This window comes from Dietzia sp. DQ11-71 (assembly GCF_014144995.1).
Lineage (GTDB): Bacteria > Actinomycetota > Actinomycetes > Mycobacteriales > Mycobacteriaceae > Dietzia > Dietzia kunjamensis.
Genome location: NZ_JAALDT010000128.1, coordinates 1 through 24578 on the forward strand (window position 1 = coordinate 1; position 24578 = coordinate 24578).

General features: G+C 62.8%; 22 protein-coding genes and 1 pseudogene. 15 read left to right on the plus strand and 8 right to left on the minus strand.

Annotated features, from left to right (window positions below; translation table 11 throughout):
• Positions 1 to 22: 22 nt before the first annotated feature.
• From G6023_RS05365 to resB, 4 genes and pseudogenes are all read right to left on the minus strand, one after another.
• Positions 23 to 244, minus strand: a pseudogene (locus tag G6023_RS05365) (ATP-binding protein); the annotation flags it as partial.
• The gene (locus G6023_RS05370) at positions 243 to 752 is read right to left on the minus strand and encodes a DUF2771 family protein (RefSeq protein WP_007626376.1); all 510 of its coding nucleotides are present in this window, start codon (positions 750 to 752) and stop codon (positions 243 to 245) included. The gene G6023_RS05370 and the pseudogene G6023_RS05365, both read right to left, overlap by 2 nt.
• Before the next feature lie 239 nt (positions 753 to 991).
• The gene (gene ccsB, locus G6023_RS05375; RefSeq protein WP_182634330.1) at positions 992 to 1996 is read right to left on the minus strand and encodes a c-type cytochrome biogenesis protein CcsB; all 1005 of its coding nucleotides are present in this window, start codon (positions 1994 to 1996) and stop codon (positions 992 to 994) included.
• Positions 1993 to 3636: a cytochrome c biogenesis protein ResB gene (resB, locus tag G6023_RS05380; protein WP_182634332.1), complete on the minus strand. Its 1644-nt coding sequence runs from the start codon at positions 3634 to 3636 to the stop codon at positions 1993 to 1995. The genes ccsB and resB overlap by 4 nt, the downstream gene beginning before the upstream one ends.
• A 318-nt stretch (positions 3637 to 3954) precedes the next feature.
• Between resB and G6023_RS05385 the strand changes: the two genes are divergently transcribed.
• Together G6023_RS05385 and G6023_RS05390 are read left to right on the plus strand one after the other, a co-directional pair.
• Positions 3955 to 4653, plus strand: coding sequence for a response regulator (locus G6023_RS05385; RefSeq protein ID WP_120286497.1), 699 nt, complete (start codon positions 3955 to 3957; stop codon positions 4651 to 4653).
• The gene (locus G6023_RS05390; RefSeq protein WP_017836390.1) at positions 4650 to 5807 is read left to right on the plus strand and encodes a sensor histidine kinase; all 1158 of its coding nucleotides are present in this window, start codon (positions 4650 to 4652) and stop codon (positions 5805 to 5807) included. The genes G6023_RS05385 and G6023_RS05390 overlap by 4 nt, the downstream gene beginning before the upstream one ends.
• 1 nt (position 5808) lies before the next feature.
• On the opposite strand, the gene G6023_RS16270 is transcribed toward G6023_RS05390, so the two are convergent.
• Positions 5809 to 6435: a M23 family metallopeptidase gene (locus tag G6023_RS16270; RefSeq protein WP_067712787.1), complete on the minus strand. Its 627-nt coding sequence runs from the start codon at positions 6433 to 6435 to the stop codon at positions 5809 to 5811.
• A 586-nt stretch (positions 6436 to 7021) separates the two neighbouring features.
• On the opposite strand from G6023_RS16270, the gene G6023_RS05400 reads away from it, so the two are divergent.
• From G6023_RS05400 to lnt, 3 genes are all read left to right on the plus strand, one after another.
• Complete coding sequence (locus tag G6023_RS05400; protein ID WP_223210127.1) at positions 7022 to 7516, plus strand: COX15/CtaA family protein; 495 nt, start codon at positions 7022 to 7024, stop codon at positions 7514 to 7516.
• Positions 7513 to 7878 carry a cytochrome b5 domain-containing protein gene (locus G6023_RS05405; RefSeq protein ID WP_017836387.1) on the plus strand — a complete coding sequence of 122 codons (366 nt, stop codon included), beginning with the start codon at positions 7513 to 7515 and terminating at the stop codon, positions 7876 to 7878. The genes G6023_RS05400 and G6023_RS05405 overlap by 4 nt, the downstream gene beginning before the upstream one ends.
• 313 nt (positions 7879 to 8191) lie before the next feature.
• The gene (lnt, locus tag G6023_RS05410) at positions 8192 to 9670 is read left to right on the plus strand and encodes an apolipoprotein N-acyltransferase (RefSeq protein WP_241727699.1); all 1479 of its coding nucleotides are present in this window, start codon (positions 8192 to 8194) and stop codon (positions 9668 to 9670) included.
• Between the two features lie 158 nt (positions 9671 to 9828).
• Here lnt and G6023_RS05415 read toward each other — a convergent pair whose 3' ends face one another.
• The 3 genes from G6023_RS05415 to G6023_RS05425 form a co-directional block, all read right to left on the minus strand.
• A complete protein-coding gene (locus tag G6023_RS05415) occupies positions 9829 to 10797 on the minus strand; it encodes an SURF1 family cytochrome oxidase biogenesis protein (RefSeq protein WP_227022437.1) in 969 nt (322 codons plus the stop codon).
• 195 nt (positions 10798 to 10992) lie between these two features.
• Complete coding sequence (locus G6023_RS05420) at positions 10993 to 11736, minus strand: M23 family metallopeptidase (RefSeq protein ID WP_081615259.1); 744 nt, start codon at positions 11734 to 11736, stop codon at positions 10993 to 10995.
• A gap of 270 nt (positions 11737 to 12006) precedes the next feature.
• Positions 12007 to 12942: a cation diffusion facilitator family transporter gene (locus G6023_RS05425; RefSeq protein ID WP_095719382.1), complete on the minus strand. Its 936-nt coding sequence runs from the start codon at positions 12940 to 12942 to the stop codon at positions 12007 to 12009.
• Between the two features lie 192 nt (positions 12943 to 13134).
• On the opposite strand from G6023_RS05425, the gene G6023_RS05430 reads away from it, so the two are divergent.
• From G6023_RS05430 to G6023_RS05475, 10 genes are all read left to right on the plus strand, one after another.
• Entirely contained in the window at positions 13135 to 13788 is a 654-nt protein-coding gene (locus G6023_RS05430) for a TlpA disulfide reductase family protein (protein WP_081615263.1), read from the plus strand.
• Positions 13785 to 14639 carry a cytochrome c biogenesis CcdA family protein gene (locus tag G6023_RS05435; RefSeq protein WP_043568439.1) on the plus strand — a complete coding sequence of 285 codons (855 nt, stop codon included), beginning with the start codon at positions 13785 to 13787 and terminating at the stop codon, positions 14637 to 14639. The genes G6023_RS05430 and G6023_RS05435 overlap by 4 nt, the downstream gene beginning before the upstream one ends.
• Before the next feature lie 358 nt (positions 14640 to 14997).
• Complete coding sequence (locus G6023_RS05440) at positions 14998 to 16545, plus strand: multicopper oxidase family protein (protein ID WP_067718077.1); 1548 nt, start codon at positions 14998 to 15000, stop codon at positions 16543 to 16545.
• Between the two features lie 55 nt (positions 16546 to 16600).
• On the plus strand, positions 16601 to 17254 hold the full coding sequence (locus G6023_RS05445; RefSeq protein WP_182634334.1) for a DUF305 domain-containing protein: 654 nt from the start codon (positions 16601 to 16603) through the stop codon (positions 17252 to 17254).
• A gap of 109 nt (positions 17255 to 17363) precedes the next feature.
• Complete coding sequence (locus G6023_RS05450) at positions 17364 to 18206, plus strand: F510_1955 family glycosylhydrolase (RefSeq protein ID WP_240341484.1); 843 nt, start codon at positions 17364 to 17366, stop codon at positions 18204 to 18206.
• A 41-nt stretch (positions 18207 to 18247) separates the two neighbouring features.
• Positions 18248 to 19522 (plus strand): L,D-transpeptidase, encoded by a 1275-nt coding sequence (locus G6023_RS05455; RefSeq protein ID WP_182634336.1) that lies wholly within the window; start codon positions 18248 to 18250, stop codon positions 19520 to 19522.
• Positions 19523 to 19898: 376 nt separating this feature from the next.
• On the plus strand, positions 19899 to 20108 hold the full coding sequence (locus G6023_RS05460) for a heavy-metal-associated domain-containing protein (RefSeq protein WP_007625927.1): 210 nt from the start codon (positions 19899 to 19901) through the stop codon (positions 20106 to 20108).
• A gap of 110 nt (positions 20109 to 20218) precedes the next feature.
• Positions 20219 to 22567 (plus strand): heavy metal translocating P-type ATPase, encoded by a 2349-nt coding sequence (locus G6023_RS05465; protein WP_182634338.1) that lies wholly within the window; start codon positions 20219 to 20221, stop codon positions 22565 to 22567.
• Positions 22564 to 22920, plus strand: coding sequence for a metal-sensitive transcriptional regulator (locus G6023_RS05470; protein WP_017838595.1), 357 nt, complete (start codon positions 22564 to 22566; stop codon positions 22918 to 22920). Before G6023_RS05465 ends, G6023_RS05470 begins: the two co-directional genes overlap by 4 nt.
• Positions 22921 to 23802: 882 nt before the next feature.
• Positions 23803 to 24578: P-type ATPase actuator domain-containing protein (locus tag G6023_RS05475; protein WP_472986423.1), on the plus strand; the 776-nt coding region annotated here is incomplete at its 3' end.

Sequence of the window (24578 nt, forward strand, 5' to 3'; positions counted from 1 at the left end):
CCGTCCGACCGCTACCCGATCATCAGAACCGCGCTTTCAGAAAGGCGTCCCAAACAGCCCCGGCCACTTGCGCGCCGGAAATGCCGGCTCGGTTAGTGGGAGAGCGGCCAGAGCTCGGAAACTCGACAGTGAAACTTGCATCTCGGCCGGGCCCGTCACTGTGCGCTCGAATGTTCCCGCCGTGGGCTTCGACGAGTGCGCGAGTGATGGTCAGGCCGATACCGCTGCCGCCACTGGGGCGCTCAGTCCTCGTAGACGAAGGACACGGACCATTCGCCGTTGAGGATCGACGGCTCACCGGCTTTGTCATAGAAGATCGGGACCGACCGGATGGCTAGGCCCTCGATGGGGCCATGCTCCGGGGTGCTCACCGGAATGAGTAGCTCGCCGGCACCGCCAGCCTCGACGATGTACTCGTTGGTACCGCCCTGACGCACCTCGTAGACGTTCATCGTCGACTCGCGCAGCTCGGTGGACAATCGGACGGTCAGTGTGTGCTCGCTGCGCACCACGAATTCGGGCACCGGGTTGGTGAAGGAGTTGCCGTCCAGGTCGGTCGCGGTGAAGGGCAGAGCCTTGACGGTGCTGCGGTCGGTGGCCACGGTGATCTCCGACAGCACACCGAACCGGGCTTCCGACCCCTTCCACGCCCCCAGGATGGCGGCGATCATGATGATCATCCACGCCAGGATCGCCCAGGTGGCCGGGCGGACACGGCGGCCGGTCAGTTCGGATTCATTGCGGGAGCTCACAGTTTCGTTCTGCCGATCTCTTCGTAGTCGGACTCAGGGAGCCACCGGCTTCCCCGAGGTGCCGCGAACGGTTCCACCTAGCCCAGTGTGGTTACCCGGCTCGCCTCGCACGGTGCCAAAAAGCGTCTCCTGCCCGAGTCGGACCGGGGCGATAGCCGGCCCCGTTTCTTTCATTTCGCGGAGTTGGATGCTGCGCTTTCTAAAGCAGATATCGAGGCTGCGAAGTGCTCCTCAACCGTTCAGTTCAGGCCAGCATAGGAGTGCAGACCGGAGACCACGATGTTGATAAAGAACAGATTGAAGATGAGCACCGCAAACCCGGCGAGGTTGATCCAAGCGGCCTTCTTGGGGCCCCAGCCACTGGTGGCACGGGCGTGCAGATAGCCGGCGTAAAGGACCCAAGAGACGAAGGAGGCAGTCTCTTTGGGGTCCCAGCCCCAGAAGCGACCCCACGCGCCCTCGGCCCAGACAGCGCCCAGCAGGATGCCCACGCTGTAGATCGGGAATGCGATCACAGCGGTGCGATAGGCCAGTCGGTCGAGAGTGTCGGCATGCGGTAGTGGGCGGGAAAGCCCAGAGCTCCAGCCCGTTTCCTGACCCTGCGGTTGCCACACCCGGATCAGGTACATGATCGAGGCGACGCCGGATATCAGCAGTATGGCCGATCCCAGCGAAATGATCGAGACGTGGATGGGCAGCCAGTACGACTGCAGTGCCGGCACGACGGGAGCGGCTTCGGAATACAGGTTGGTGCCGCCGAAAAACAGCAGGATAAGAACCGGTACCAGTACGAATGGCCAGGCCACCTGTAGGGCCGGCTTGCGCAGGAAAATCAGCCCGGCGCCCACGCCCAGCAGCGTGGTGGCCAGAATGAACTCGTACATGTTGCCCCACGGGAAGCGACCTGTGGCCACCCCGCGCAGGATCAGCGCAGCCGCTTGGAAGAGGAAGGCGATGATGATGAATAGCTGTGCGATCCGTGCCCAGCGGACACTGCCTGCGGACTCACGGTCCTCGTCTCCGGTGTCGGTGAGAGAGGTTGATTCTGTAAGCCCGGGCCCACCGGCACCCACTAGGTTCCGGCTTGATTTAGTCACGTTGGCTACCCGGAATCCGGCGTAGTAGATCAACGATGCGACAAGCGCCAGCACGTATAGACCGAACGCGGACCTATACGCCAGGTCGCTGTAGGTGGAGAGCGTCTCGTTGACAGGCAGTCCCTGCGCGAGAATTACAGTGTTCACCGGATGTTGTCCTTCCACGAAGCGTCGGGGTCGTCGCCTCGACTAGATGCAGTGTCGCTAGGGGGCAAGACGGGTGTAGCAGTAGCAATGGTGGCCAGCCGGTCCCGGAGGTCGTCGAATTCCCGGCCCCAGCCCGATCTGTCCGTCTTGGCGAGGCCGCCCAGGTCGACGCGGGTCGCCTGGGCCTCGTCGACAATGATCCGTGCCCAGATCCTTCGGCGACGGACCATCAATGACAGGACGAGTCCACCCACCATGACGGCAGCGAACACGCCAACCCAGATTTGAGTAGGGTCCTCCGAGACCTGGATGTTGATGAACTCGTCGGCTCCGTCGAAGCGAACCTCGGTGCCATCGGGCAGGGTCGTGGATTCGCCGGGCATGAGGTTGACGCGGGCCCTACGCTCCAACGCGCCCGACTCCATTAGGTCGGGGTCCAGCGAGAAGATCGACTGTGCGCCGCCATTGTCCAGGCCGGCGTTGCCCTGGTAGACGTCGATCGCCACCGCCGGGTCGTCCATCCGCGGGAAACGGGAGCTGAGTATGTTGCCGTCGAACGAGGCGGTCGGGGCGAACAGCCCCTGGATGGCGATCTGCTGCTCAAGGCGGTCGTCGATGTCCGGGTACATGCCGGCTGGCGGATCAAAGCGCATGATGCCGGAGGAGAGAAAAGTCAACAGGTCCGTCGGTTGCCACTGCACTGTGTCTGTACGGGTCTCGCCGTTGGGGAACGTGACCGTGAACGTGGGCGCGAAGCCGTGACCTTGGAGGTAGACACGGGTGCCGCCGATGCGCAGCGGGTGGTTGACCTGCAATGTGTAGGGCTCCCATGTGTCTGGATCGGTGGTGGTGACTTCCTCGCTGAAGCGAATGTTGGAGGTGAACATCTCCGCCTGGCCATTGGGTAGATAGTCGGTACGGAAGTCTTCGACCTTGATACAGAACGGCGCCAAGTCAGTGCCGTCTACCAGCAGACCTGCCCGGAACGAGTCGTACGCACTAGGCGTGGTGTTGCAGAAGGCCGGCGATTCCTCGTTGGCGATGATCACCCGCATGCCCTCCGCGTACACGAACTTGCCGGCCGCGAACGCGATCAGCAGGAACAGCAAGCCGAAGTGGAATACGATGTTGCCCACCTCGCGCGCATACCCGCGCTCCGCGGACAACTCGATGCTGCCCGACACGCGACCGTCCCCGTTGTTGCGACGGACCCGCCAGCCCTTGAGGCTCTTTTGGACCTGGTCCGCGGCCTGCTCCGGCGTGGCCGTGGTCCGGTACGCCGCATGATGCGGCAGGCGTGCAAGGTTACGCGGGGCAAGCGGCGGCGGGGCCTTGAGTTGTTTGACCAGATCAATCGACCGCGGTGTCAGGCAGCCCACCAGCGATATAAACAGCAACACGTACACGGCTGTGAACCACCAGCTGGAGAACACGTCGAACAGCTGGAGCTTGTCGAACAACTCCCCCAGCCAGCCGTTGTCCGCGATGTACTGATTGACGTTTCCTTGGTTGAGGCTGCGCTGCGGCAGGAGTGCCCCCGGTATCGCCGCCACTGCCAGCAGAAATAGCAGAATCAATGCCGTGCGCATCGCGGTGAGAGTGCGCCATGAGTTGCGCAGGAACGCGGTGACCGGAGCCATCCTAGGCACTGATATGAGTCCCCTCTGCCGTTCCCGGTGCGACGAACCGGAACGAGGGGCAGCTTCGGTGGGGCGTCACCGGCTTCATAGCATCATCAGCACCGCTGTAGCACGCATAGTCACATCTGGAGATTGTCCTTCGCCGACCCCATTGATTCGGTGGGGGTTTGATGAAGGTCTGATCAAGATCAAGCACGCGATAGGCGCCAGTGGCAGACCTACGACGATGATTGAGGCCTTATGTTCACATCCGATTCTCGAGACGCCGGACCTGAAGGTGAGTCACCGACCACGCGCGCGACCACAGGGCTGCGGGCGATGGTCATCGAAGATGAGCGTGAGCTCGCCGATCTCATCGGTACCTATCTGACCCGCGAGGGCTTCGACATCACGATCGTTCACGACGGGCAGGATGCAGTCGACCTGATCCGGCAGATTGATCCCGACGTCGTCGTGCTAGACCTCGGCCTTCCGCGACTGGACGGCGTCGAAGTGTGCCGCCAGTTGCGCACCTTTTCCGATGCGTATGTCGTCATGCTCACCGCCCGCACCGAGGAGGTCGACACCCTCATCGGACTGTCCGTGGGAGCCGACGACTACATGACCAAACCGTTCAGCCCACGAGAGCTCATGGCCCGCATCCAAGTCATGCTGCGCCGTCCTCGATCGTCTACAGCCTTACGCTCCCCGTCCGCGGCCTCCGAACACAGAGAGCTGCGAAGGATTGGGGCACTGGCGATCGACGTCGAAGGCCGCGAGGTCACCGTCGACACCACCCCGGTTCAGTTGACCAGGACCGAGTTCGACCTCTTGGCGGCACTGACGCGAGACCCCGGCTTGGTGCTGTCCCGGACGCAGTTGATCAGTGCCATCTGGGGGCCTGACTGGGTCGGCGACACGCACCTGGTTGATGTCCACATCGCGCACCTCAGACGCAAGCTCGGAGACACTGCGTCCCGGGGCGCATACATCCGCACCGTCCGCGGTGTCGGCTACCGCACCGGAGATGGTCAGTGAGCCGGATCGACCTGGGTGACAACGTGACGCGCCTCAAGCGGTGGTTCACCACTGCCACCTTCGGTACCCGGCTACTGGCGGCGCTCGCTTTTGTGATGATCGGTTTCGCAGTCAGTGCCTGGGTCGTCGCCGCAATACTTGCCCCCGGGATCTTCCACGAGCATCTGGAGATGGCCGGACTGTCACAGAACTCCTCCGAAGCAGCCCATATGGAGGAGGCATTCAACTCGTCAATGATGCTGTCTTGGTCGATCGCACTGGCGGTATCGGTGATCTTGTCGCTGGCTGTCAGCGGCTACATCGCCCGCCGCGTTCAACGATCGATCACCCCGGTCACCCGATCAGTCCAGCAGATCTCCGGTGGACAATACGACTCACGAGTGCACGAGCCGAGAATAGGTCGTGAATTCGACGATCTTGTCGCCAGCTTCAACGAACTGGCACGACGACTAGATGCCACCGAAACCACACGCCGACGGATGCTCTCAGATCTCGCACACGAGTTGCGGACTCCCCTGGCCACGCTCGAATCCCACCTTGAGGCGATCGAAGACGGCGTCCGTGCACTCGACGACGACACGCTGCGCATTCTGCGAACCGCGACTGGTCGGCTAGGCCGGCTCGCTCACGACGTCAGCGCAGTGTCCCGAGCCGAAGAACACCTCACGCGTCTCATCCCCATCGGTACCGACACTCGCAGCATCATCGCGGCCGCGATCGACGCCCTGCGCCCCGAGTACTCGCACAAAAATGTGCTGCTCCAAGCACGTATTGATCAGGCAATACCGATCACTGTCGACAGTGATCGAATCAACCAGGTCCTGACCAACCTTTTGCACAACGCGCTCCGCCACACCGACTCAGGTGGGATGGTCACCGTCACCAGTCGCCTACACAACGGGAACGTGGAGATCACTATCGCCGACACTGGAGAAGGCATCGCAGCGCAGCACCTCGACCACATTTTTGACCGCTTCTACCGCGTCGACACCGCACGCGACCGGGCACACGGAGGAAGCGGCATCGGACTCACCATCACCCGTGCACTCGTCGAAGCCCACGAAGGCCATATCCGCGTTCACAGCGACGGGCTCGGCCGCGGCGCCCGATTCACGATCTCCTTACCGCAGACCCCGGCTCACTCCAAGGGCTGACTCAGTTGGTCGCGATACCGTTTTGCCGGAGCCACTCGATGGGGTCGGCGCGCTCCCGTCCCTCGTTCAACCACACCTCGAAGTGCAAGTGCGACCCGGTGGAAAAGCCACGACTTCCCATGAGGGCAATCGTCTGTCCAGCCTGTATACGCTGGCCCGTGGACACGAGAACCTCTTCCATGTGTCCATAAACGGTCATCGTGCCCTCATCCGATAGCAGTCGGACCCAATTGCCGAACCCTTGCGCCGGGCCGGCATCGATGACGGTCCCGTCAGTGGCCGCCACGATCGGGGTTCCGATCGCGTTTGCGATATCGATGCCGCCGTGGAGCGAGCCCCAGCGTTGGCCGAACTCAGACGTGAGGGTCCCGACTGTCGGCATCGCTGCTGTTGGACGGCGCGCGGTCTCCTCGGCAACTTGCCGGCGAGCGTCGATTTCGGTGCCTGCCGCCAATGACGACACCATGGCGGCAGCGCTCTCCAGCGGGAGGTCGCCTTGCACCGCAACGGGCCCAGGCAGTTCAGCCGGGGGAAGGGCTATGTCTCCAGACTGGCCAGCAGGACTGATCGACTCCTCGTGCGCGATTAGGTGAATGTGCTCACCACCAGCCTCTGTGTGCTGGTCCACTAGAAAACTTATCGAGGACACGATGGCCCCGGCGGCGACCGTGACGACGACGACCTGATCGCGTAACTCGGGCCGGGCGGAGGGTTGGCGATGCGTACCGCCACCTCGAGGGCGACCAGAACTCGCCCAGATGTCGACAGTTGAAGGGTGTTCCTTGCGGTGTGCACGTCTTCGCTCCACTGCCGCCGTGTCTCCCCTGCCGCTATGTCGTGATGGTTTCGTGATGTGACTTCTGCTCGAACTTAGACGAGCAGAGTCCGCCGTCGCAAGAAGTGGGGGCCTCGTCACCCGTGTCGAAGAACGACCGGGAGCGGCCCCCACCAGCGTGCATCGTGCCTAGAGTCTCCCTCTGACCACAACCTCTGGCAGCGTTCATCAAGCTGCCTGTTGCGAGTGTCAGGGACTACGTGGGCGACATGGGAAGGCCTTCGGAAGCTGGACGTCCTGACAGGCTTCACCCAGGTTCACCCCAACTGGCCGCGCACCAAATCAGCAGCGCGTCAGCGACCGTCACGTCCGGGATCTTGATCAGACCTTCATCAAACCCCGACCGAATCAAGAGGTCAGCACAGCACAATCTCCGGATGTGACAGTGCGTGCGGCATTGGGGGACAAGTGGGGCGGGTCGCCGGCCGCCTCCCACCACGAAGAAGTGGACGAGCAGCTCGAGAAAGGGAAAGTGTCGCGATCACAAGATTTACAGATTTCCGGACGATTGTTGTTGCTCGCACGAGCGGTGGCGTTAGTGACAGTCAGCGCCCTCGGACTCCTCTTCACTTCGGCAGGGGTGCTGGTCCAGGACGGCACCAGTCTGGACGTCCACAGCTCGGCCGCCATCGCCCTTCATGTCCTCACCGGCGTGCTGGCTCTGGTTCTAGGGTGGCGCGCGTGGGCTACACGGCGAGGTCGCTGGGCTGCAGTCGTCGCCCTCGTCCTGTTCGGGGCCACGTTCGCCCAAGCGAGCTTAGGGGGCAGTTCGACCTTGGCATTTCACATCGGCGTAGCACTGGTGCTCACGGTCCTGTGTACGTGGCTGGCCGCCTGGACTTTCGGTAGATCACTATACGAGGAGATCGAATGAGACTGCGCAGGACACTCACCGCCTCCGGCTCCACCGCCGCCCTGCTCCTAGCTGTGGGCTGCGCCGGGAACGACACGGGCGCGCCAGAGCAGGCAGAGCAGCTCCAGACGGGCGAGAGAGCCGAAAAACAGGTCACGATGGCCGAGGTCCAGCAGAACGATTCGACCGACTCGTGTTGGACCGTGATCGAGAACATCGTCTACGACCTCACCGCGTGGGTCGACCAACACCCGGGCGGGCCGGACCGGATCGAGCAGCTGTGCGGCACAGACGGGACAGAGAGTTTCACCGACCAGCACAGTGGAGCGTCCCAGCCACAATCGCGGCTCGCCGAGTTCCAGATCGGCCAGCTCGCCGGGTGACCCGGCAGATATGCTTCCGATCCGCTCTGTGCGTCCCGGTCGGAGGCATGTGCCGGGCCCCGCTCCGGGGCCGCGCGCGTGGACTCAGCGAGGCCGTGAACGGGTTCGATTCGCTCCCCCCGCGACCTCTGCGGAAGACGAGAGCGCACCTCGCGAGCGTGACATGACAACACGACAGAAGAACCGTGGGCCGCAATCGGTGGTGCTGCCAGCAGTCGGCCTCAGGATGGGCGGGGTTACCCGAAATCAACCGTGGTCAACGCCTTCTCGGCGGTGGCTAAATAGTCACCCCGTCGGCCGTGCGCTTGGTCGAATGGTGTCGTCATTGGGCGCAGGAATACTGCTGTACACCAGTTTCCCGCCTCTATCCTTGTGGTTTCTCGCCCCGGCCGGTCTTGCCATTTTGGTCCTGTCGATCCGAGGGATCAGCGTGCGCGGCGCATTCGGATTGGGATACCTGGCTGGTCTCGGGTTCTTCGTACCTTTACTGCCCTGGGTGGGGGTTTATGTCGGCGCTGTCCCCTGGCTAGCATTAGCGGCGCTACAGGCCGTGGCAGTCGCTGTCTTCGCTTGGGCCACCGCACTGGTGGCGCGGCTGCCCGGGGCTGCACTGTGGATCGCGTGCTGCTGGGTGGCCACCGAAGCCGTTCGAGCACGTCTGCCCTTCGGCGGGTTTCCCTGGGGCCGGCTGGCGTTCGGTCAGACTGATGGACCATTACTGGCGATCGCTCAGATCGCTGGGGCGCCAGGGGTGAGCCTGTCCGTTGCACTGGGGGGCAGCGCGACGGCTGCAGTGGTCGTCGGACTTGCTCGGCGCTCCGCCTGGCGCTCGGTGTCGCTGCTCGGGTCGGTGCTTGTGACCGCCTCTGCACTCGGCTCGATGCCCGTCCCTACCGCAGCGATCACCACCCCCTCTAAAACGGTTGCCCTAGTCCAGGGCAACGTGCCCCGACTCGGTCTGGATTTCAACGCGCAACGGCGCGCTGTACTGGACAATCATGTGGCTCGTACCGACGCTCTCGCCGCCGAGGTCGCCGCGGGAGTGAAGCCCGCACCAGATCTGGTAATCTGGCCGGAGAACGCATCAGACATCGACCCGTTTCGCAATGCCGACGCTGCAGAGCGGATTGATGCGGCCACAGAGACGATCGGCGCTCCGATCCTTGTGGGGGCGGTGGTGTCCACTGGCTCCGGTACCACCCGAAATACAGCGCTGGTGTGGGAGCAAGGAACAGGACCTGGCGATGCGCACGACAAAAGACGCCTGGTTCCATTTGGTGAATATCTGCCAATGCGATCGATCGTGAGCAAGCTTTCGCCTTATGCCGCGCAGGCGGGCAACTTCGTGCCCGGTAACGGCGATGGTGTGGTGACCATCGATGAGACACTGCTCGCTGTGGCCACCTGTTATGAGGTCGCGTTCGATAATCTGGTATCCGAGTCGGTTCGGTCGGGGGCGCAGTTGATCGCGGTACCAACGAACAATGCAACCTTCGGCGATACCGACATGACCTATCAGCAGCTGGCGATGTCGCGGCTGCGCGCTGTCGAACACAACCGCACGGTGGTGGTAGCAGCCACCAGCGGTGTCAGCGCGATTATCGCGGCGAATGGCGATGTCCTCGAGCAGACCGAAATGTTCACTGCCGATGCCCTCGTCGCACAGGTCCCGCTCAATACCGAGTTCACACTTGCCACCCGATTACGTTCAATTCCTGAACTCATCATCACGGTCACCGCAGTATTCGCGATGCTGGTGGGGTGGATTGCTAGCCGCCGTCGGCGGGGCTGAGATCCCCGGCCATGAGTGCGCGCCGATATCGGGAGCGGACCCGTCGTCGGCCGGGCCGGCTGCAGGCGCTCAACGTGAGCATGTCGGGCAGGGCGCCGAGGGCGAGAAATTGATGAGCTCCCGCGAGGTAAGGGCGAGAGCCAGCTCGAGGATTGGACTCAGTAATCGAGCCTATTTCTCGGACGTAGACGCCGTCGGCGTTCAGCCTCAAATCTGGTGCCGTAGCGATCACGAACGGTCATCGTTACGAGGCGGTCATGGGCCACTGCCTCCGTGGCCGCATCCACCTCAGCAATATGACCGGATACGACATCAGGATCGATATCCCTGTCACCAGGTCCCACAGCACCGTCGCCTAGGCTGCCTTGCTCGTCGTTGCCCTGGCTACGTTGGCGGCGCCGCTCCCGGATTTCACTCCACAGAAAGTAGCCAAGCCCAATTGGCGCTAGAACTCCGAATGCAAGCCATTGAAGCCCATAGGACAGGTACGAACCCGCCTCGACTTCCGGTATCGGAGTTGGCTCGAGTGATCCTGGTTGACCTCCGGGGAGCTGGAGATGATAGCCAGCAAGATCGAGATCCAGAACCCGACCGATCGTCGAGGTTTCAATGGAGCGCACCATGTGACGATCGTGCAGAACTATCGGTTCGGCCGGGGTGTCGGTGGGCATTCTGAGCCTGGCGGTGATGGTCACTGGATCGGCTACCGCGGCCGGGTAGGTCGGCACCGTGTTGTTCTCGCCAACGCGAACCCATCCACGATTAATAAGCAGATCATCGCCGCCCTCGGTCCGAAATGCGGTGAGAACTTGGTAAACCTGTTCCCCGTCGACAGCTTGCTGCCGCAAGAGCACTTCGTCTTCGGGCAGATAGCGACCGGTTACTGTGACCCGATGCCACTCGGATTCGTCCAACGGCGCGTCCCGCGCCGTCAATTCCGTCAACGGCACTGGATCGGCTTCGACGCTGTGAAGAAGTTGGGAATTGCGCGTCTTCAAATCCTCGTTCTTGCCTAACTGCCATGGCGCCAACAGTGTGAAGCACGTATAGACGAACAGTGCGACGGCGATGAAGGAAATCAACCACCCCGGCGTCATCACGCGAAAGACCCTCTGCACGCCGTTCACGATAGGCGTGATGGCAAGACGGTCGGCATCGGGGCCCTCCTGTCGGCACCAGCTCCGGCGATCATTAATCGTGCCCGCCTCCCGCCACTGTCGGCAGGGATGGTTCCGATCCGGCGAGATCAGCGTGTTGCGTGCCGAATTGTGGCATCCGGGCCTGGATCGGAAGTGTCGAGCAGCAGGTCGTTGTCTACGTCCTCAGATGACGACGCCGTTCGCGGCCAACCATGACACCGAGTCGATCCACTGGCCGGCGGGATTCTGTACGCCGAAGTGCACATGCGGACCAGTCGAGTAGCCACGGTTACCGACTTCACCGATCACCTGGCCGGCGGTGACCTGCTGGCCTTCGGTGACGTAGTTGGCATTGTTGTGGCCATACTCCAAGAGATAGCCGTCATCGGTCTTGATGCGAATCCATAACCCATAACCGGAAGCGGGGCCGGAGGCCACGACCGTGCCGGACTTGGCTGCATACAAGGGTGTGCCGATCGGCGCAGCGATGTCGGTGCCATTGTGGTTAGCGCCCCACCGCGAGCCGAAGCCAGAGGTGATCGTTCCATCAGTCGGCCTGTGAGCTTGGCTGGCGACCGAAAACGCCGAAGACGACGACTGAGCAGTATCGAATCCGAGCGCCTGGCTCAGCCCGGGGGCCTGACTTGCATACTGGCGGACCGCGTCAGCTCCGATGCCATAGCGGGCGGCAGCCTCTTCGACCATCTGTCCGACGTGCTCGGGATCAGACGATTGGGCAGCGGCCACAGGGGCGACACTAAGCGCCGCGCCACCGGCGATTGCGGCGCCAGCCAGCGTGGTGGCGGCGATCCGGCCCACTCCCCTGGATCGGTTGGCGCGATGACGCCCACCAGCAGAGATGCGGTGGCCCACACCAAGCGAGTCCATGAGATCGGCGAACGGAACGCTCTTGGAGGAGCTCGACATGATTGATTCCTTCAACTTAAGCGATGGTCGCAGCTTCATACCGACGACCACTGGAGACTCCCGAAAAGGTAACAGTTGCATATCGTCCTGTCACGGAGAGTTTCCTGAGAATCCAGAAATCAGCAGTTCATACGCCATTTGTTATTCATCTACGGCATCGCCCGACCGTTACCCCGACGTGATTTTTGGTTCGAACGCGGGCCGGCCGGAGCCACCCCGCAATCGTCCCGGGTGACTAAACCGCGATCAACGCAAGCAGGATCAAGGTCCTTACTCCTGCCCCCTCCTCGTACCCGCCGCACGTGTGATGTCGATCGCTGCTGCCGCAGACTCATCGGGACAGTCGGTCTCCACCTGCACAGTAGAAAAGAAGAAGCCGTACCGATCCTGAAGCAAGTTGGAGGCGGATTGGAGAACGATCTGCGGATCGGCGCTTGCGGAGGTGCGCAGGTGGCCGGAGAACACGAAACGTCCACTGGTTAGTGCCCAAGCATGGGCATGATGGACGTCTTCCACCCCATCTATCGCTGCCAGGTCTTCAGTCACGTCAGACAGGTAGACCTCGTCGGGTGTGCCCTCCATGAGCAGATGGGTGGCGTCGCGCAGGATGCTCCAGCTTGCCCATACAAGCACGAAGCCGAACGCCAAACCGAGCAGCGGATCGATCAGCAAGAACCCGGTGAACTTGATCACTAGTGCGGTGACGATGATGAGCAGGCTGCCGACGAAGGTCTGGATGATGTGCCACAACGCGCCACGAACGTTCATGTCGCTGCGGCTTTGTTTCCAGATCAGGCTCAGGGCAACGATTTCGGTAAGCAAGCCTCCCGCGGCTGCCCACAGCATGGGCGTCGTGGGCAGGTCAACCGGAGCATTCATGCGCATGGCAGCCATCACGATCACCACCATCGCCATGATTAGCAGGAAACCGCCATTGACCAGCGCGCCTACGATCTCGGCGCGGTACCAGCCAAAGCTGCGATTTTCGTCTGCGGGGCGGCGGGCGAGTCGAGCAGCGAAGATGGCGACTAGGACACCACCGACCGCCGAGAAGGTGTGAAAAGCGTCCGAGATCACCGCAACCGAGCCGGTCCACAGCCCGATCGCCAACTCGATGACGAAGTAGATTCCCGTCAGCCAAGCCGAGATAGCCATGCCCCACCCACGAGCCTGCACCTGCCCGTGTCCACCATGCCCATGCGCCATGGGGGGTCTCCTTTTTTGCACTCGGAATCCGGTTCTCGTGTCAGCTGCACACTATGCATCGGTCTCGCGGTGCCCACAGCTTCTCTTGGGAATCTTGATCAGACCTTCATCGAACCCCGACCGAACCAATGGGGTAGGGGCGGCACAATCGTCCGGTGTGACTGTGCAGGCAAGAGTGGTGCTGATGCTGTGATGACGACGGATGTGTTCGGCAAGGGTGCGCAGCCCGGTAGCTGGGGCAGACGGGCAAGATGCCAACTGGCCGCAGTGGTGGTGAGTTCGCTTGTACTTACTGGCTGCGCTAGCGGCACTGATGCCGTCGCTTCAGGTGAGACGTTCGATTTTGTCAGCCCGGGCGGCCAGATTGAGATCTTCTATGATCCGCCGGCGGACCGCCAGAAGATCGCGCCGATGTCTGGCCCGGAAGTAGTAGATCCGGAGGCCACTGTGGCGGTCGCAGACTTTCCTGGCGAGGTGGTGCTGATCAACCTGTGGGGTCAGTGGTGTGCTCCCTGCCGGACGGAAACCGACGACCTGCAGCGACTACAGGACAAGTACCAGGCGCAAGGGTTCACCAATCTCGGCGTCAACTTGCGCGACCCGAATCGGCAAAAGCCTGTCGACTTCATCAAGGACAACGGGGTCACCTATCCCTCAATTTGGGACCCATCGCAGGCCGCGGTGGCAGCGCTACATGGTTTCCCCACCTCGGTGGTGCCAGCGACACTGATTCTCGACAAACAGCACCGAGTCGCTGCGGTATATCTAGCAGAGGTCACCGACACCCAGTTGGAGCCGGTCATCGAGAGACTGCTGGCCGAGCCTGCTGAAAGCGACGCTGCATGAACACGGTGCTGATCGCGCAATCCATTGGCCAGACGTTCCAACAAACAGCTGCTTCCGGGCCTCTACTTCTCGCGTTGGGAGCATGTGTCCTTGCGGGACTCGTCTCGTTCGCCTCGCCGTGCGTAGTCCCGCTCGTGCCCGGGTATCTGGCATATATGGCCAGCATCGTGGGTGCAGAGCGCCCGGCGGTGACCGTGCAGGCCGCCGAGCAACGCCGCGCCGAAGCCAGCACGCTCACTCTTGAACAGCAGCGTCAGCGGGTGTCATCGCGACGACGAGTCGTCCTCGCCGCGGTGCTATTCGTTGCTGGATTCACGGTGGTCTTCGTGCTGCTGTCGGCGATGGTGCTGGGCACCGTGCAATACCTCGCCCCCCAGCAAGAATTGCTGCAGCGGCTCGGCGGTGTGGTGACCATCTTGATGGGTCTGGTGTTCATCGGGGCCATACCCGCCCTCCAGAGGGACACTCGAATGCAGCCGAAAGCGCTTTCCACCTGGGCGGGCGCGCCGCTACTTGGCGCCGTCTTCGCCCTGGGATGGACGCCGTGTCTCGGACCGACGCTGGCAGCGGCGTTGTCGGTGGCCGCCGGAACCGGACTCGACGCCGCACGCGGAGTACTGCTCATCGTGGCGTACTGCCTGGGGCTCGGACTGCCTTTTATCGTGGTGGCCTTCGGTTCGACGAGAGCCATCCGCACGGTGGGCTGGCTGCAACGACACACGCGAACGATTCAGATCGTCGGCGGCATCATGCTCATTGTCGTCGGAATCTTGCTGCTCAGCGGCATATGGACGCAGTTCGTGTACTGGCTCCGCGACTTCGCCGTCTCAGACACCACTTTGCCGATCTGACAGTGCTCCGATGGTCTCTCCTAACTCGAGTCGAGTCTGTCTGTCCGAAAAGAACCTTGATCGGATCTTGACGAAACGATGACCCAGATCTCGCATTTCGCCCCGCAGAATCGAGTTTCTAATACAGGCAAGGAGTTGAGTCTGATGGGGTGGTTTTACGGTATGAACTGGATCGACATCGTCCTGTTGATCGCGTTCGTACTCGGTTTCTGGGCGATGGTTCTGGCCTTGACGACCAGTCTTTTCGGAGGGCATCGGCACCTACGCGGGTCTCACTCTCCTGCTACTGGGGTCGTCTCTTCCGGTATCTCTTTCGGATCTCACGTAGGGACCGCGACTTCGCGAAACGCCGATCATGATGAACGCTGACGCCACGGGGCGGGCAGGTGCGCTAAGACGTGCGCCGCGCGTGCTGGTCTCCCGCCGGTCTTTCTTGGCCGGATCGCTTCTCGCCGGCGCCGGCGCTCTGACTGCATGTTCTGGTTCCGGAGCAGCCACGGGCAGTCCCGTGGGAGCCTCGTCAGATCTCGTGAGGCGGCTTGAGCAGGAGCGACGCTCCCCCGGCCAAACGGTGGTATCTGCGCAGTTGACCCCCCGTCCGGTCGACGTTGATCTGGGTGGCCGAGTCGTCTCAACGTGGGGATACGACCAACAATTGCCAGGCCCACTGGTGCGGGCCCAAGCTGGAGAGCGGCTGCAGATCACCGTGGACAACCAGCTGCCCCAGGAGACCAGCGTGCACTGGCACGGGATCGCCATGAGCAACGACATGGACGGGGTTCCCGGGTTGACGCAGGACCCGATCGCACCAGGCACCACGTTCACCTACGACTTCACCGCCCCAGACCCGGGCACGTACTTCTACCACTCACATTCGGGTCTGCAACTCGATCGGGGCTTGTACGGAGTGGTGATCATCGATGATCCGGGCGAGCCCGGCGACTACGACCATGAATGGCTCGTGGTCCTTGACGACTGGGTCGACGGGACCGGTCGGACTCCCGACGATGTCGCCCGTGATCTGGGCATCGGTGCCGACACCGCAGATGCCGGGATGCAGGGGATGGACCACGACATGATGGACATGCACGGGGGTGAGGGGTCAATGATGTCCCCCATCCTCGGCAGCGCCGGGGATGTCACCTACCCGCACTTTCTGATCAATGGTCGACTCCCTGTCGACCCCTACGTTTGGAGAGCGTCGCGGGGCCAACGCGTGCGCATCCGGTTCGTCAATGCCGGCGCCGACACCGCGTTCCGGGTCGCGCTTGGCGGGCACCGGATGACCGTCACTCACACTGACGGCTTTCCCGTGCTTCCCGAGGACACCGATTCTCTTCTGATCGGTATGGGTGAACGGTTCGATGTTGTGGTCACGCTCGGCGACGGCGTGTTCCCGTTGTTCGCTCAGCCCGAAGGCAAGGATGGCCACGCGCAGGCCCTTGTACGTACAGCAGCGGGCGATCTCCCGACGAATTCCCGACCAGTCGAAGTGGACCGGCGTCCGCTATTGGGTACCGACTTATCCCCCAGCGAGGCAGTACGTCTGTCTAGCCAAAGTCATGATCGGTACCACAGTGTTGACCTGGGCGGGACGATGTCGCCGTACCGGTGGACCCTCAACAGCCAAGTCCACCCGGATTCGGTGCCGCTGGAGGTCAACAGTGGGGAGCGGGTGCGGATGCGGATGCGGAACATGTCCGACATGTTCCATCCGATGCACCTGCACGGACATACGTTCGCGCTCGCGGACAGCGGGCTTCGCAAGGATACCGTCACGATTCGGCCGATGCGCACTATTGAGATCGAGTTCGACACCGATAATCCTGGCCAGTGGGCGTTGCACTGCCACAACGCCTATCACCAAGAGGCCGGGATGATGACCACTCTGTCTTACCTCGCCTGACCGGCAAGGTGATCCACTCGCGGGCCCGAAAGTCCGCAGAAGAAAGGGAACCCAGATGAATCGAAAGAAGCTTGTGATGACCGCCGCTGCCGCCGCGGTCCTGCTGGGGCTGTCCGCCTGCACCAGCGACGAGACCGACACGGCCAGCGAGACCACGACCGCCGTCGAGACCACTGCGACCAGCGGGAGTTCGACCACCGAGCAGGCAGAGGAATCAGCTCAGCATTCCGAGGCTGACGTGATGTTCGCCCAGATGATGATCCCCCACCATGAGCAAGCCATCGAGATGAGCGACATCATCTTGTCCAAGGGTGATGTCCCCGCCGACGTCACCTCGCTGGCCGAGGAGATCAAGGCGGCCCAGGGGCCCGAGATCGCGCAGCTGACCGACTGGCTTGAGCAGTGGGGCGAGCCGACGCAGCCCGAAGGCATGGACATGGACATGGACATGGGCGGTGACCATGACATGGCGCAGATGGAGGGCATGCTCTCCGATGAGGAATTGCAGCAGTTGTCCGACGCTCCCGGCCCTGAGGCTGCCGAGTTGTTCCTTAACCAGATGATCGCCCACCACGAAGGTGCCGTGGCCATGGCCGAAGACCAGGTGGAGAACGGCACGTACCCGCCGGCTGTCGATCTGGCGCAAACCATCATCGACACCCAGCAGCAGGAAATCGACACCATGCGGCAGTTGCTTGACCCCATGTAGAAAACGAAGCCTTGTATACCCGGCGGGGTCGATGGCAGTCCGACCCCGCCGGAGACCGTCTGGGAATCAACACATTTTCTTGTCCCTGCCAGAAACGAGATACGCATTCATGCTTTCGCACCGAAAGCGGGCCTGGGCCTCAATAGCCATCCTTGCATCGGCTCTCATCGCGACCGCGTGTTCGAGCCCGCAGCAGACGCCAGCACCCGAATCCGGGGACGCCTCATCGACGGTCGGCACCGCATTAACACCCGCGCTTGACCATGTGCACGGACTCCACCTCGATGCTGAGGGCAGGGTGCTGGCCGGCACGCATACGGGGCTTTTCGTCCTCAACCCCGATGGCGCGACCACCCGCGTCGGCGACGCCGACGACGACTTCATGGGGCTCACAGGCGCGCCCGGGACGGATAACCTCTACGCCTCGGGCCATCCTGGCCCGTCAAGCTCCGCCCCCAATCCTCTCGGACTCATCGAGAGTGTCGACGGCGGCCAGTCGTGGGCGACGAAATCCCTCTCCGGCGAAGTCGACTTTCACGCCCTGACCACTGACGGAAACACCCTTGTCGGATTCGACACCGCCAACGGAATTCGAACGTCCACCGACTCGGGCGTCAGTTGGACCGACGGCATCGAGATAGCCGCGAGAGCATTGGCGATTACCGACGAGGGCATCTGGGCCACAACCGCAGGAGGCCTACAACTCAGCACCGACATCGGGCGCACATTCGCATCAGTACCAGCTGCTCCCGAACTCCTGCTGATATCTGCAGCCGAAGACGGCACCCTCTGGGGGATCGATACCGACGGCACCGCCTGGCGCAAGAACGTCAACGACGATGAGTGGCAGCAGGGACCAGTTGTCGGTGATGTCGAAGCCATCATCGCCGCGGACCAGGACACTGCCTACGCTGCTGATGGACGGTCATTTCATACATTAACGATTCCCTGAAACGTCGTCGGCGGCGCAAACCAAGGCCGACCGAAGACGGAATGGAAACTACCGGTCAGAACGCATACGAACTCCAGGGAGAAGTGGTGAGGAAAGAAGCGATGCTCGCAGGCGGAGCCGCACCAGAGCGCACACCGGCGAAACGGCTTGCCTCGGTCGCGGTGGCCTTGGTGGCCGCAGTAGGGCTGAGCGCGTGCACGATCGGAGATACCGAGGACACCTCGACGGCCGCTGCACCGAAAGAAGCCCCCGCCGCTGCGGCCGTCATTCACACCTCGTTCGAAGATGGGACAGTGGCCGCGACGCCGCGGGAACCGATCGTCTTGGATGTGACAGACGGTGCGTTCGACGATGTCACGGTCACAAACGAAGAAGGCCGCGAGGTCGAAGGCGAGTTCAACGCGGAACGCTCCCAGTGGCGCACCACCGAGACTCTGGGCTACAACCGGGATTACTCGATCGAGGCGAGCGCTACTAACGACGACGGTGAGACGATTACAGACTCGTCCTCGTTCAGCACCGTGGTCCCGAACTCGACCACCAGCGCGAGCCTGGTGACCGGTCAGGGCCACACGGTAGGTATCGCGCAGCCGGTCGCGGTGCGTTTCGAGTCCGCCGTCGGCGACCGTAAGGCCGTCCAGGACGCCATCGAGGTCACCACGACCCCCGCCGTCGAAGGAGCCTTCTACTGGGTGTCGCCCTCGGAGGTTCGCTGGCGCCCCGCCGAATTCTGGGCACCGGGCACCGAGGTCGACGTCGACGTCAACATCTACGGCACCGATATGGGCGAAGGCCTTTACGGAGCCCAGGACGCAAACAGCAACTTCACGATCGGCGACGAGGTCATCACCACGATCGACGACAACACCAAGACAATGACGACCCGAATCAATGGCGAGGTCGTCAGCAGTAGCCCGGTCTCACTAGGAAAGGCATCGACACCCACCCCGAACGGCACCTACTACATCGGCGACCGATACGAATCGCTCATCATGGATTCATCGACGTTTGGTGTGCCGGTCGACTCGGCCGACGGCTACCGGCTTTCAGTCAACTGGGCCACCCAGATGTCCTACAGCGGGATCTACGTCCATGCCGCCCCATGGTCCGTTGAACAACAGGGCTTCACCAACGTCAGTAACGGCTGTATCAATGTCACCGACGCCTACGCCAAGTCGTTCCAGAACAGCAGCAACCGGGGCGACGTGGTCAAGGTCATCAATACCGTCGGACCGACGCTTCCCGGGACCGACGGGCTGGGCGACTGGAACATCCCGTGGGAAACCTGGCGTGCTGGAAATGCCGACCTAGCCTAAGAGGCCCTCGGCCAGGGTTCCGAACAATTGGTTGCGGATACAGACATGGCCGGGTGTTGGCCTGCGTTAGTACGCGTCGCCCGTCTCTATGACGAACTGCTCGACTGCGGCGGCAAGGGCCTGGTTCGCGCTGCACCGCCAGCACGGTGAGCTCGTCTCCGCGCTTCCAAAGACCTTGCCGCCACGGCTCTTGCGCCCGCCTACTGGTCAATCCATACGGCGTCCGGGCGATCAGGTGCAGGCGAAGTGAGCCGCGGACACAAGCGAACATCACCCTTGACCAATACCCATACGGGGTATAGGTTCATTGGTGTTCGGATTGATCCGAGCCATCGGATGTCTCAACGAACTACACCCGTCAACGGAAGGAGCCGTCATGGCTACCAGCACCAAGGAGTACACCGTCCAGGGCATGACCTGCGGACACTGCGAGTCCTCGGTCAAGGAGGAAGTCGGCGAAATCGCGGGCGTCTCCATGGTGGAGGCCTCGAGCAAGACCGGAACGGTGTCGGTCTCCGGCGAGGGCTTCACCGACGAGCAGGTCGTCGCCGCCGTCAAGGAAGCCGGCTACACCGTCACCTCTTGACGCGAAGCGATCTCGCCAGCCCCAGCAGCTGGCGAGATCCCTGGCCCCGAGCACACCACCCGTTCACCGTGAAGGATTGATCCTCGACGACCCAGACTCAACCCTCCCAGATGCACCCCGCGGTGGATCTGATCGACATAGATCTGGGCGTCACGGGCATGACCTGCACTTCGTGCTCGGGGCGGGTCGAGCGCAAGCTCAACAAGCTCGACGGGGTGGACGCCACGGTCAACTTCGCCACCGAGTCCGCGTCCATCTCCTTCGACCCGAGCAAGGTCGACACGGACGCGCTCATCGAGACCGTGCGCGGTGCGGGATACGACGCGTTCACGATGAAGAATGACGACGACCAGGCTGTGGACGCAACTTCCGCAGGTGGCGGCGCCGGTCCCCGAGACCAGATCGAGGAGGCCAGGGAACGTGAGACCGCAGACCTCAAACACCGTCTGATTGTCTCGGCTGCACTCACGGTCCCGGTGGTCTTGCTGAGCATGATCCCGGCACTGCAGTTCACCAATTGGCAGTGGGCCGTGCTGACCATGGTCACCCCCATCTTCTTCTGGGGAGGCGCACCCTTCCACAAGGCCACCCTCGCCAACCTGCGGCACGGCTCGTTCACCATGGACACCCTGGTCTCCATGGGCACGGCGGCCGCCTACCTCTGGTCACTGTGGGCACTGTTCCTCGGCAACGCCGGCATGCCCGGCATGACCATGGAAGTGCATCTGCTGCCCACAAACTCCACGATGGACGAGATCTATCTGGAGACCGCCGCCGTGGTGATCTCCTTCCTGCTGCTGGGCCGCTGGTTTGAAACCAAGGCCAAGGGGCAGTCCTCCGCCGCACTCAAGGCGCTCCTCGACATGGGAGCCAAGGACGCCGCCGTCCTCCGCGACGGCGTCGAGGTCCGCATCCCCGTGGGTCAGTTGAAGGTCGGCGACATCGTCGTGGTGCGCCCGGGCGAAAAGATCGCCACCGACGGTCGCGTCACCGAGGGTTCGTCCGCGATCGACGAGTCCATGCTCACCGGCGAATCCGTCCCGGTTGAGGTCACGTCCGGCTCCACGGTGACCGGCGCAACCATGAACACCTCGGGAAGACTGCTGATCGAGGTCACCCGCACCGGCGAGAACACCACACTGTCCCAGATGGCCAAGCTGGTCACCGAGGCGCAGTCCAAGAAGGCCCCGGTCCAACGACTGGTCGACCGCATCTCGCAGGTCTTCGTGCCCATCGTGATCGTCATCGCGATCATCACCCTGCTCGTGCACTTGTTTGTGGTGGGAGCGGGACTGGCCACCGCGTTCACCGCCGCCGTGGCCGTGCTCATCATCGCCTGCCCGTGCGCACTGGGCCTGGCCACTCCCACCGCACTCCTGGTCGGTACCGGCCGCGGCGCCCAGATGGGACTGCTCATCAAGGGGCCCGAGGTCCTAGAGTCCACCCGGCGCGTCGACACCATCGTCATGGACAAGACCGGCACCGTCACCTCCGGAGTGATGTCCGTCAGCCAGGTCACCACTGCCGCCGGATTCGACCGGACGGATCTGCTGGTCAAGGCCGCTGCGGTGGAGGCCGCGTCCGAGCACCCGATCGCCCGGGCCATCGCCCGCGAGGGCGCAACGAGTCTGGCGGGCGAGGGCCCCGTGGCCGACAGGGAGGCCGGATCCGCCATTCTGCCGGAGGTCACCGGGTTCACCAATACTGCAGGCCGTGGCGTCACGGGCACCGTCGACGGTGCCGTGGTGACCATTGGTCGCCCTGAGGGCTCCCTGCCGGCGGACCTGCGGACCGCGTTCGACGATGCCCAGAAGCAGGGCGGCACCCCTGTGGTCGCCCAGATCGACGGCACCGTCGCGGGCGTGATCACCGTCCGCGACACCGTCAAGCCCACCTCCGCCGAGGCGGTAGCCGGACTCAAAGCTCTCGGATTGACCCCGTGGCTACTCACCGGCGACAACGCCGGAGCCGCACGTGTCGTGGCCAGCGAGGTCGGCATTGATCCGGCCAACGTGATCGCCGAGGTCATGCCCCACGACAAGGTCGCCCAGATCGAGAAACTGCAGGCCAAGGGCAAGAACGTCGCCATGGTCGGCGACGGCGTCAACGACGCGGCAGCTCTCGCCCGGGCCGAGCTCGGACTGGCGATGGGCGCCGGCACGGACGTGGCGATCGAAGCCTCCGACATCACTCTGATGAACGACGACCTGCGATCCGCCGTGGACGCGATCAGGCTGTCACGCCGGACCCTGGGCACCATCAAGGGCAACCTATTCTGGGCGTTCGCCTACAACGTCGCACTGATCCCCGTCGCTGCGATCGGACTGCTCAATCCCATGCTCGCAGGCGTCGCAATGGCGTTCTCGAGTGTGTTCGTGGTGACCAACTCCCTACGCCTGCGCGGGTTCACCTCAAGCCACGCGACCCCCAACCACGACCAGACCAGGAGCCAGTCATGACGGATACCCCGGACCTCGCCATCGACCCTGCAGCCGAGCACGATGCCGAAGCCGCTGGCTGCGAGACCCACAGTCACCACGGCTACATGAAGGAAAAGGACCGCTACAAGGCCCGGCTCAAGCGGATCGAGGGCCAGGTGCGGGGCATCCACCGCATGATCGATGAGGAGCAGTACTGCATCGACATCCTCACCCAGGTCAGCGCCATCAATTCCGCACTGCGCAACGTCGCCCTCGGCCTGCTCGACGACCACATGCGCCACTGCGTCGCCGACGCAGTGAACGAGTCCGACGAGGCCGCAGAGATCAAATTCAAGGAAGTGGCCGACGCCATCGCTCGCTTCTCCCGCTAAGCGGGGGCGGGTAGGTGCATGGGAGGCCCCGGCAAGGTCGCGAGCAGGATGCTTCGCGGATGTAGCCGAGCCCCGAAATTCGGTGAACACGCCTCACCAACATACCCCGTTGGGGTATAGTTTGCGGGTGGGAAAGCCAATGAACTCGCACGGCAGAAACCAGGAGAGAACATGACATCTGATCGAATTCAGGATCCGGTCGACGCCGCCGGTTAGCTCGACGAACTCGCGGGCCCTATCCCGGGCTGGCAACCCGGTTGTTCCAATCGTCCCAGGCCATCACCGCAGGTCGTCACCGAAAAAGCCTTCGGGTTCGAGCAATGTGGCTACGGAGTCGGGCCAAAGGCAGCTCACCCTGGCCCACGCCCTTGGGCGCCCGAAAGACCAGCAGCGGCGGAGGGTGCTTCCATCGTTCCGAGCGCCCTAGAAGGGAGCCGCCATCATCGTGGCGCCAGCCCGAACCACTCCCCTGACGAACATCTTGAGCAAACCTTCACACAATCTCCACCACAATCCGCTGGCTCACCCACGATCCTGACTGTCGGCCGGACCCCAGAACGCCAGGACGTGCGTCATCACCGACGGGAACGGCGATCCTGGGATGGGCGGTGTCACGAACGTGGTCGGCCGAGCACAGATGTCAGCACGATTCGATACCCTGCGGCGGTATCGGCTCGTGGCCCGGAGCAACTGCTACTTGGCCCCACGGGAAGAGATGTCCATGACCCCTAGAACACATCATGCGCTAGGGCTCACCGCTGTCAGGGAATCATGTTCTTGCTGTTTCACTCCCTCGAAACTCCTGCATATCGAAGCTGCCGGACGCATGCCGCTCGAAGATCACGCCAACCAGGTGGCAATGGACAAGACGGAAGGGACCAAATGAATCAGTCGCACGATCATCATGACCACGCCCACAGTCACGGATCCGGCGGAGCCGCGGCCGGGCACCTCAACGAGCGAGACACGGCGGTAGCTGAGCACCATCACCCGGACGGGCCCCAGGAGACGACGGGCCACGCCCATGCGGGGCAGCATCACGCTGGCCATGAAGACCATGGCGGTCATGCCGGGCACGGAGACCATGTCGGGCAGTTCCGACGTTTGTTCTGGATCATGCTCGTCTTGGCGGTGCCGGTGGTCGGCTTCAACGAGATGTTCGCCGACCTCATCGGTTACCAGCTGCCCGACGCCGGATGGGTGTGGTGGGTCTCCCCCATCCTGGGCACAGTGATCTACCTCTGGGGCGGCCGGCCGTTCCTGACCGGCGCTCTCTCCGAGGTCCGCGCTCGTCAACCCGGCATGATGCTGCTCATCGGCTTGGCGATCACCGTGGCGTTCATCGCCTCCTGGGGCGCAAGCCTGAGCTTGTTGGATCATGAGCTGAACTTCTGGTGGGAACTGGCGCTGCTGGTAGTCATCATGCTGCTGGGCCACTGGATCGAGATGCGCTCCCTGGCGCAAACCACCTCTGCACTCGACTCCCTGGCGGCACTGCTACCCGATGAGGCCGAGAAGGTCGACGGCGACGACGTGGTCACCGTCGCACCGGCCGATCTGGCGGTCGGCGACGTCGTGATTGTCCGCCCCGGTGCTTCTGTGCCCGCCGACGGCAAGATTATCGACGGCTCGGCCAGCATGGACGAATCCATGGTCAC

What these genes read in the sequence shown, in the direction of transcription:
- resB (WP_182634332.1), bottom strand. Translation starts at nt 3,636, where the DNA reads ATGGCTCCGGTCACCGCGTTCCTGCGCAACTCATGGCGCACTCTCACC.
- G6023_RS05385 (WP_120286497.1), top strand. Translation starts at nt 3,955, where the DNA reads ATGGTCATCGAAGATGAGCGTGAGCTCGCCGATCTCATCGGTACCTAT.
- G6023_RS05405 (WP_017836387.1), top strand. Translation starts at nt 7,513, where the DNA reads ATGAGACTGCGCAGGACACTCACCGCCTCCGGCTCCACCGCCGCCCTG.
- lnt (WP_241727699.1), top strand. Translation starts at nt 8,192, where the DNA reads ATGGTGTCGTCATTGGGCGCAGGAATACTGCTGTACACCAGTTTCCCG.
- G6023_RS05420 (WP_081615259.1), bottom strand. Translation starts at nt 11,736, where the DNA reads ATGTCGAGCTCCTCCAAGAGCGTTCCGTTCGCCGATCTCATGGACTCG.
- G6023_RS05425 (WP_095719382.1), bottom strand. Translation starts at nt 12,942, where the DNA reads ATGGCGCATGGGCATGGTGGACACGGGCAGGTGCAGGCTCGTGGGTGG.
- G6023_RS05430 (WP_081615263.1), top strand. Translation starts at nt 13,135, where the DNA reads ATGACGACGGATGTGTTCGGCAAGGGTGCGCAGCCCGGTAGCTGGGGC.
- G6023_RS05435 (WP_043568439.1), top strand. Translation starts at nt 13,785, where the DNA reads ATGAACACGGTGCTGATCGCGCAATCCATTGGCCAGACGTTCCAACAA.
- G6023_RS05440 (WP_067718077.1), top strand. Translation starts at nt 14,998, where the DNA reads ATGAACGCTGACGCCACGGGGCGGGCAGGTGCGCTAAGACGTGCGCCG.
- G6023_RS05445 (WP_182634334.1), top strand. Translation starts at nt 16,601, where the DNA reads ATGAATCGAAAGAAGCTTGTGATGACCGCCGCTGCCGCCGCGGTCCTG.
- G6023_RS05450 (WP_240341484.1), top strand. Translation starts at nt 17,364, where the DNA reads ATGCTTTCGCACCGAAAGCGGGCCTGGGCCTCAATAGCCATCCTTGCA.
- G6023_RS05455 (WP_182634336.1), top strand. Translation starts at nt 18,248, where the DNA reads ATGGAAACTACCGGTCAGAACGCATACGAACTCCAGGGAGAAGTGGTG.
- G6023_RS05460 (WP_007625927.1), top strand. Translation starts at nt 19,899, where the DNA reads ATGGCTACCAGCACCAAGGAGTACACCGTCCAGGGCATGACCTGCGGA.
- G6023_RS05465 (WP_182634338.1), top strand. Translation starts at nt 20,219, where the DNA reads ATGCACCCCGCGGTGGATCTGATCGACATAGATCTGGGCGTCACGGGC.
- G6023_RS05470 (WP_017838595.1), top strand. Translation starts at nt 22,564, where the DNA reads ATGACGGATACCCCGGACCTCGCCATCGACCCTGCAGCCGAGCACGAT.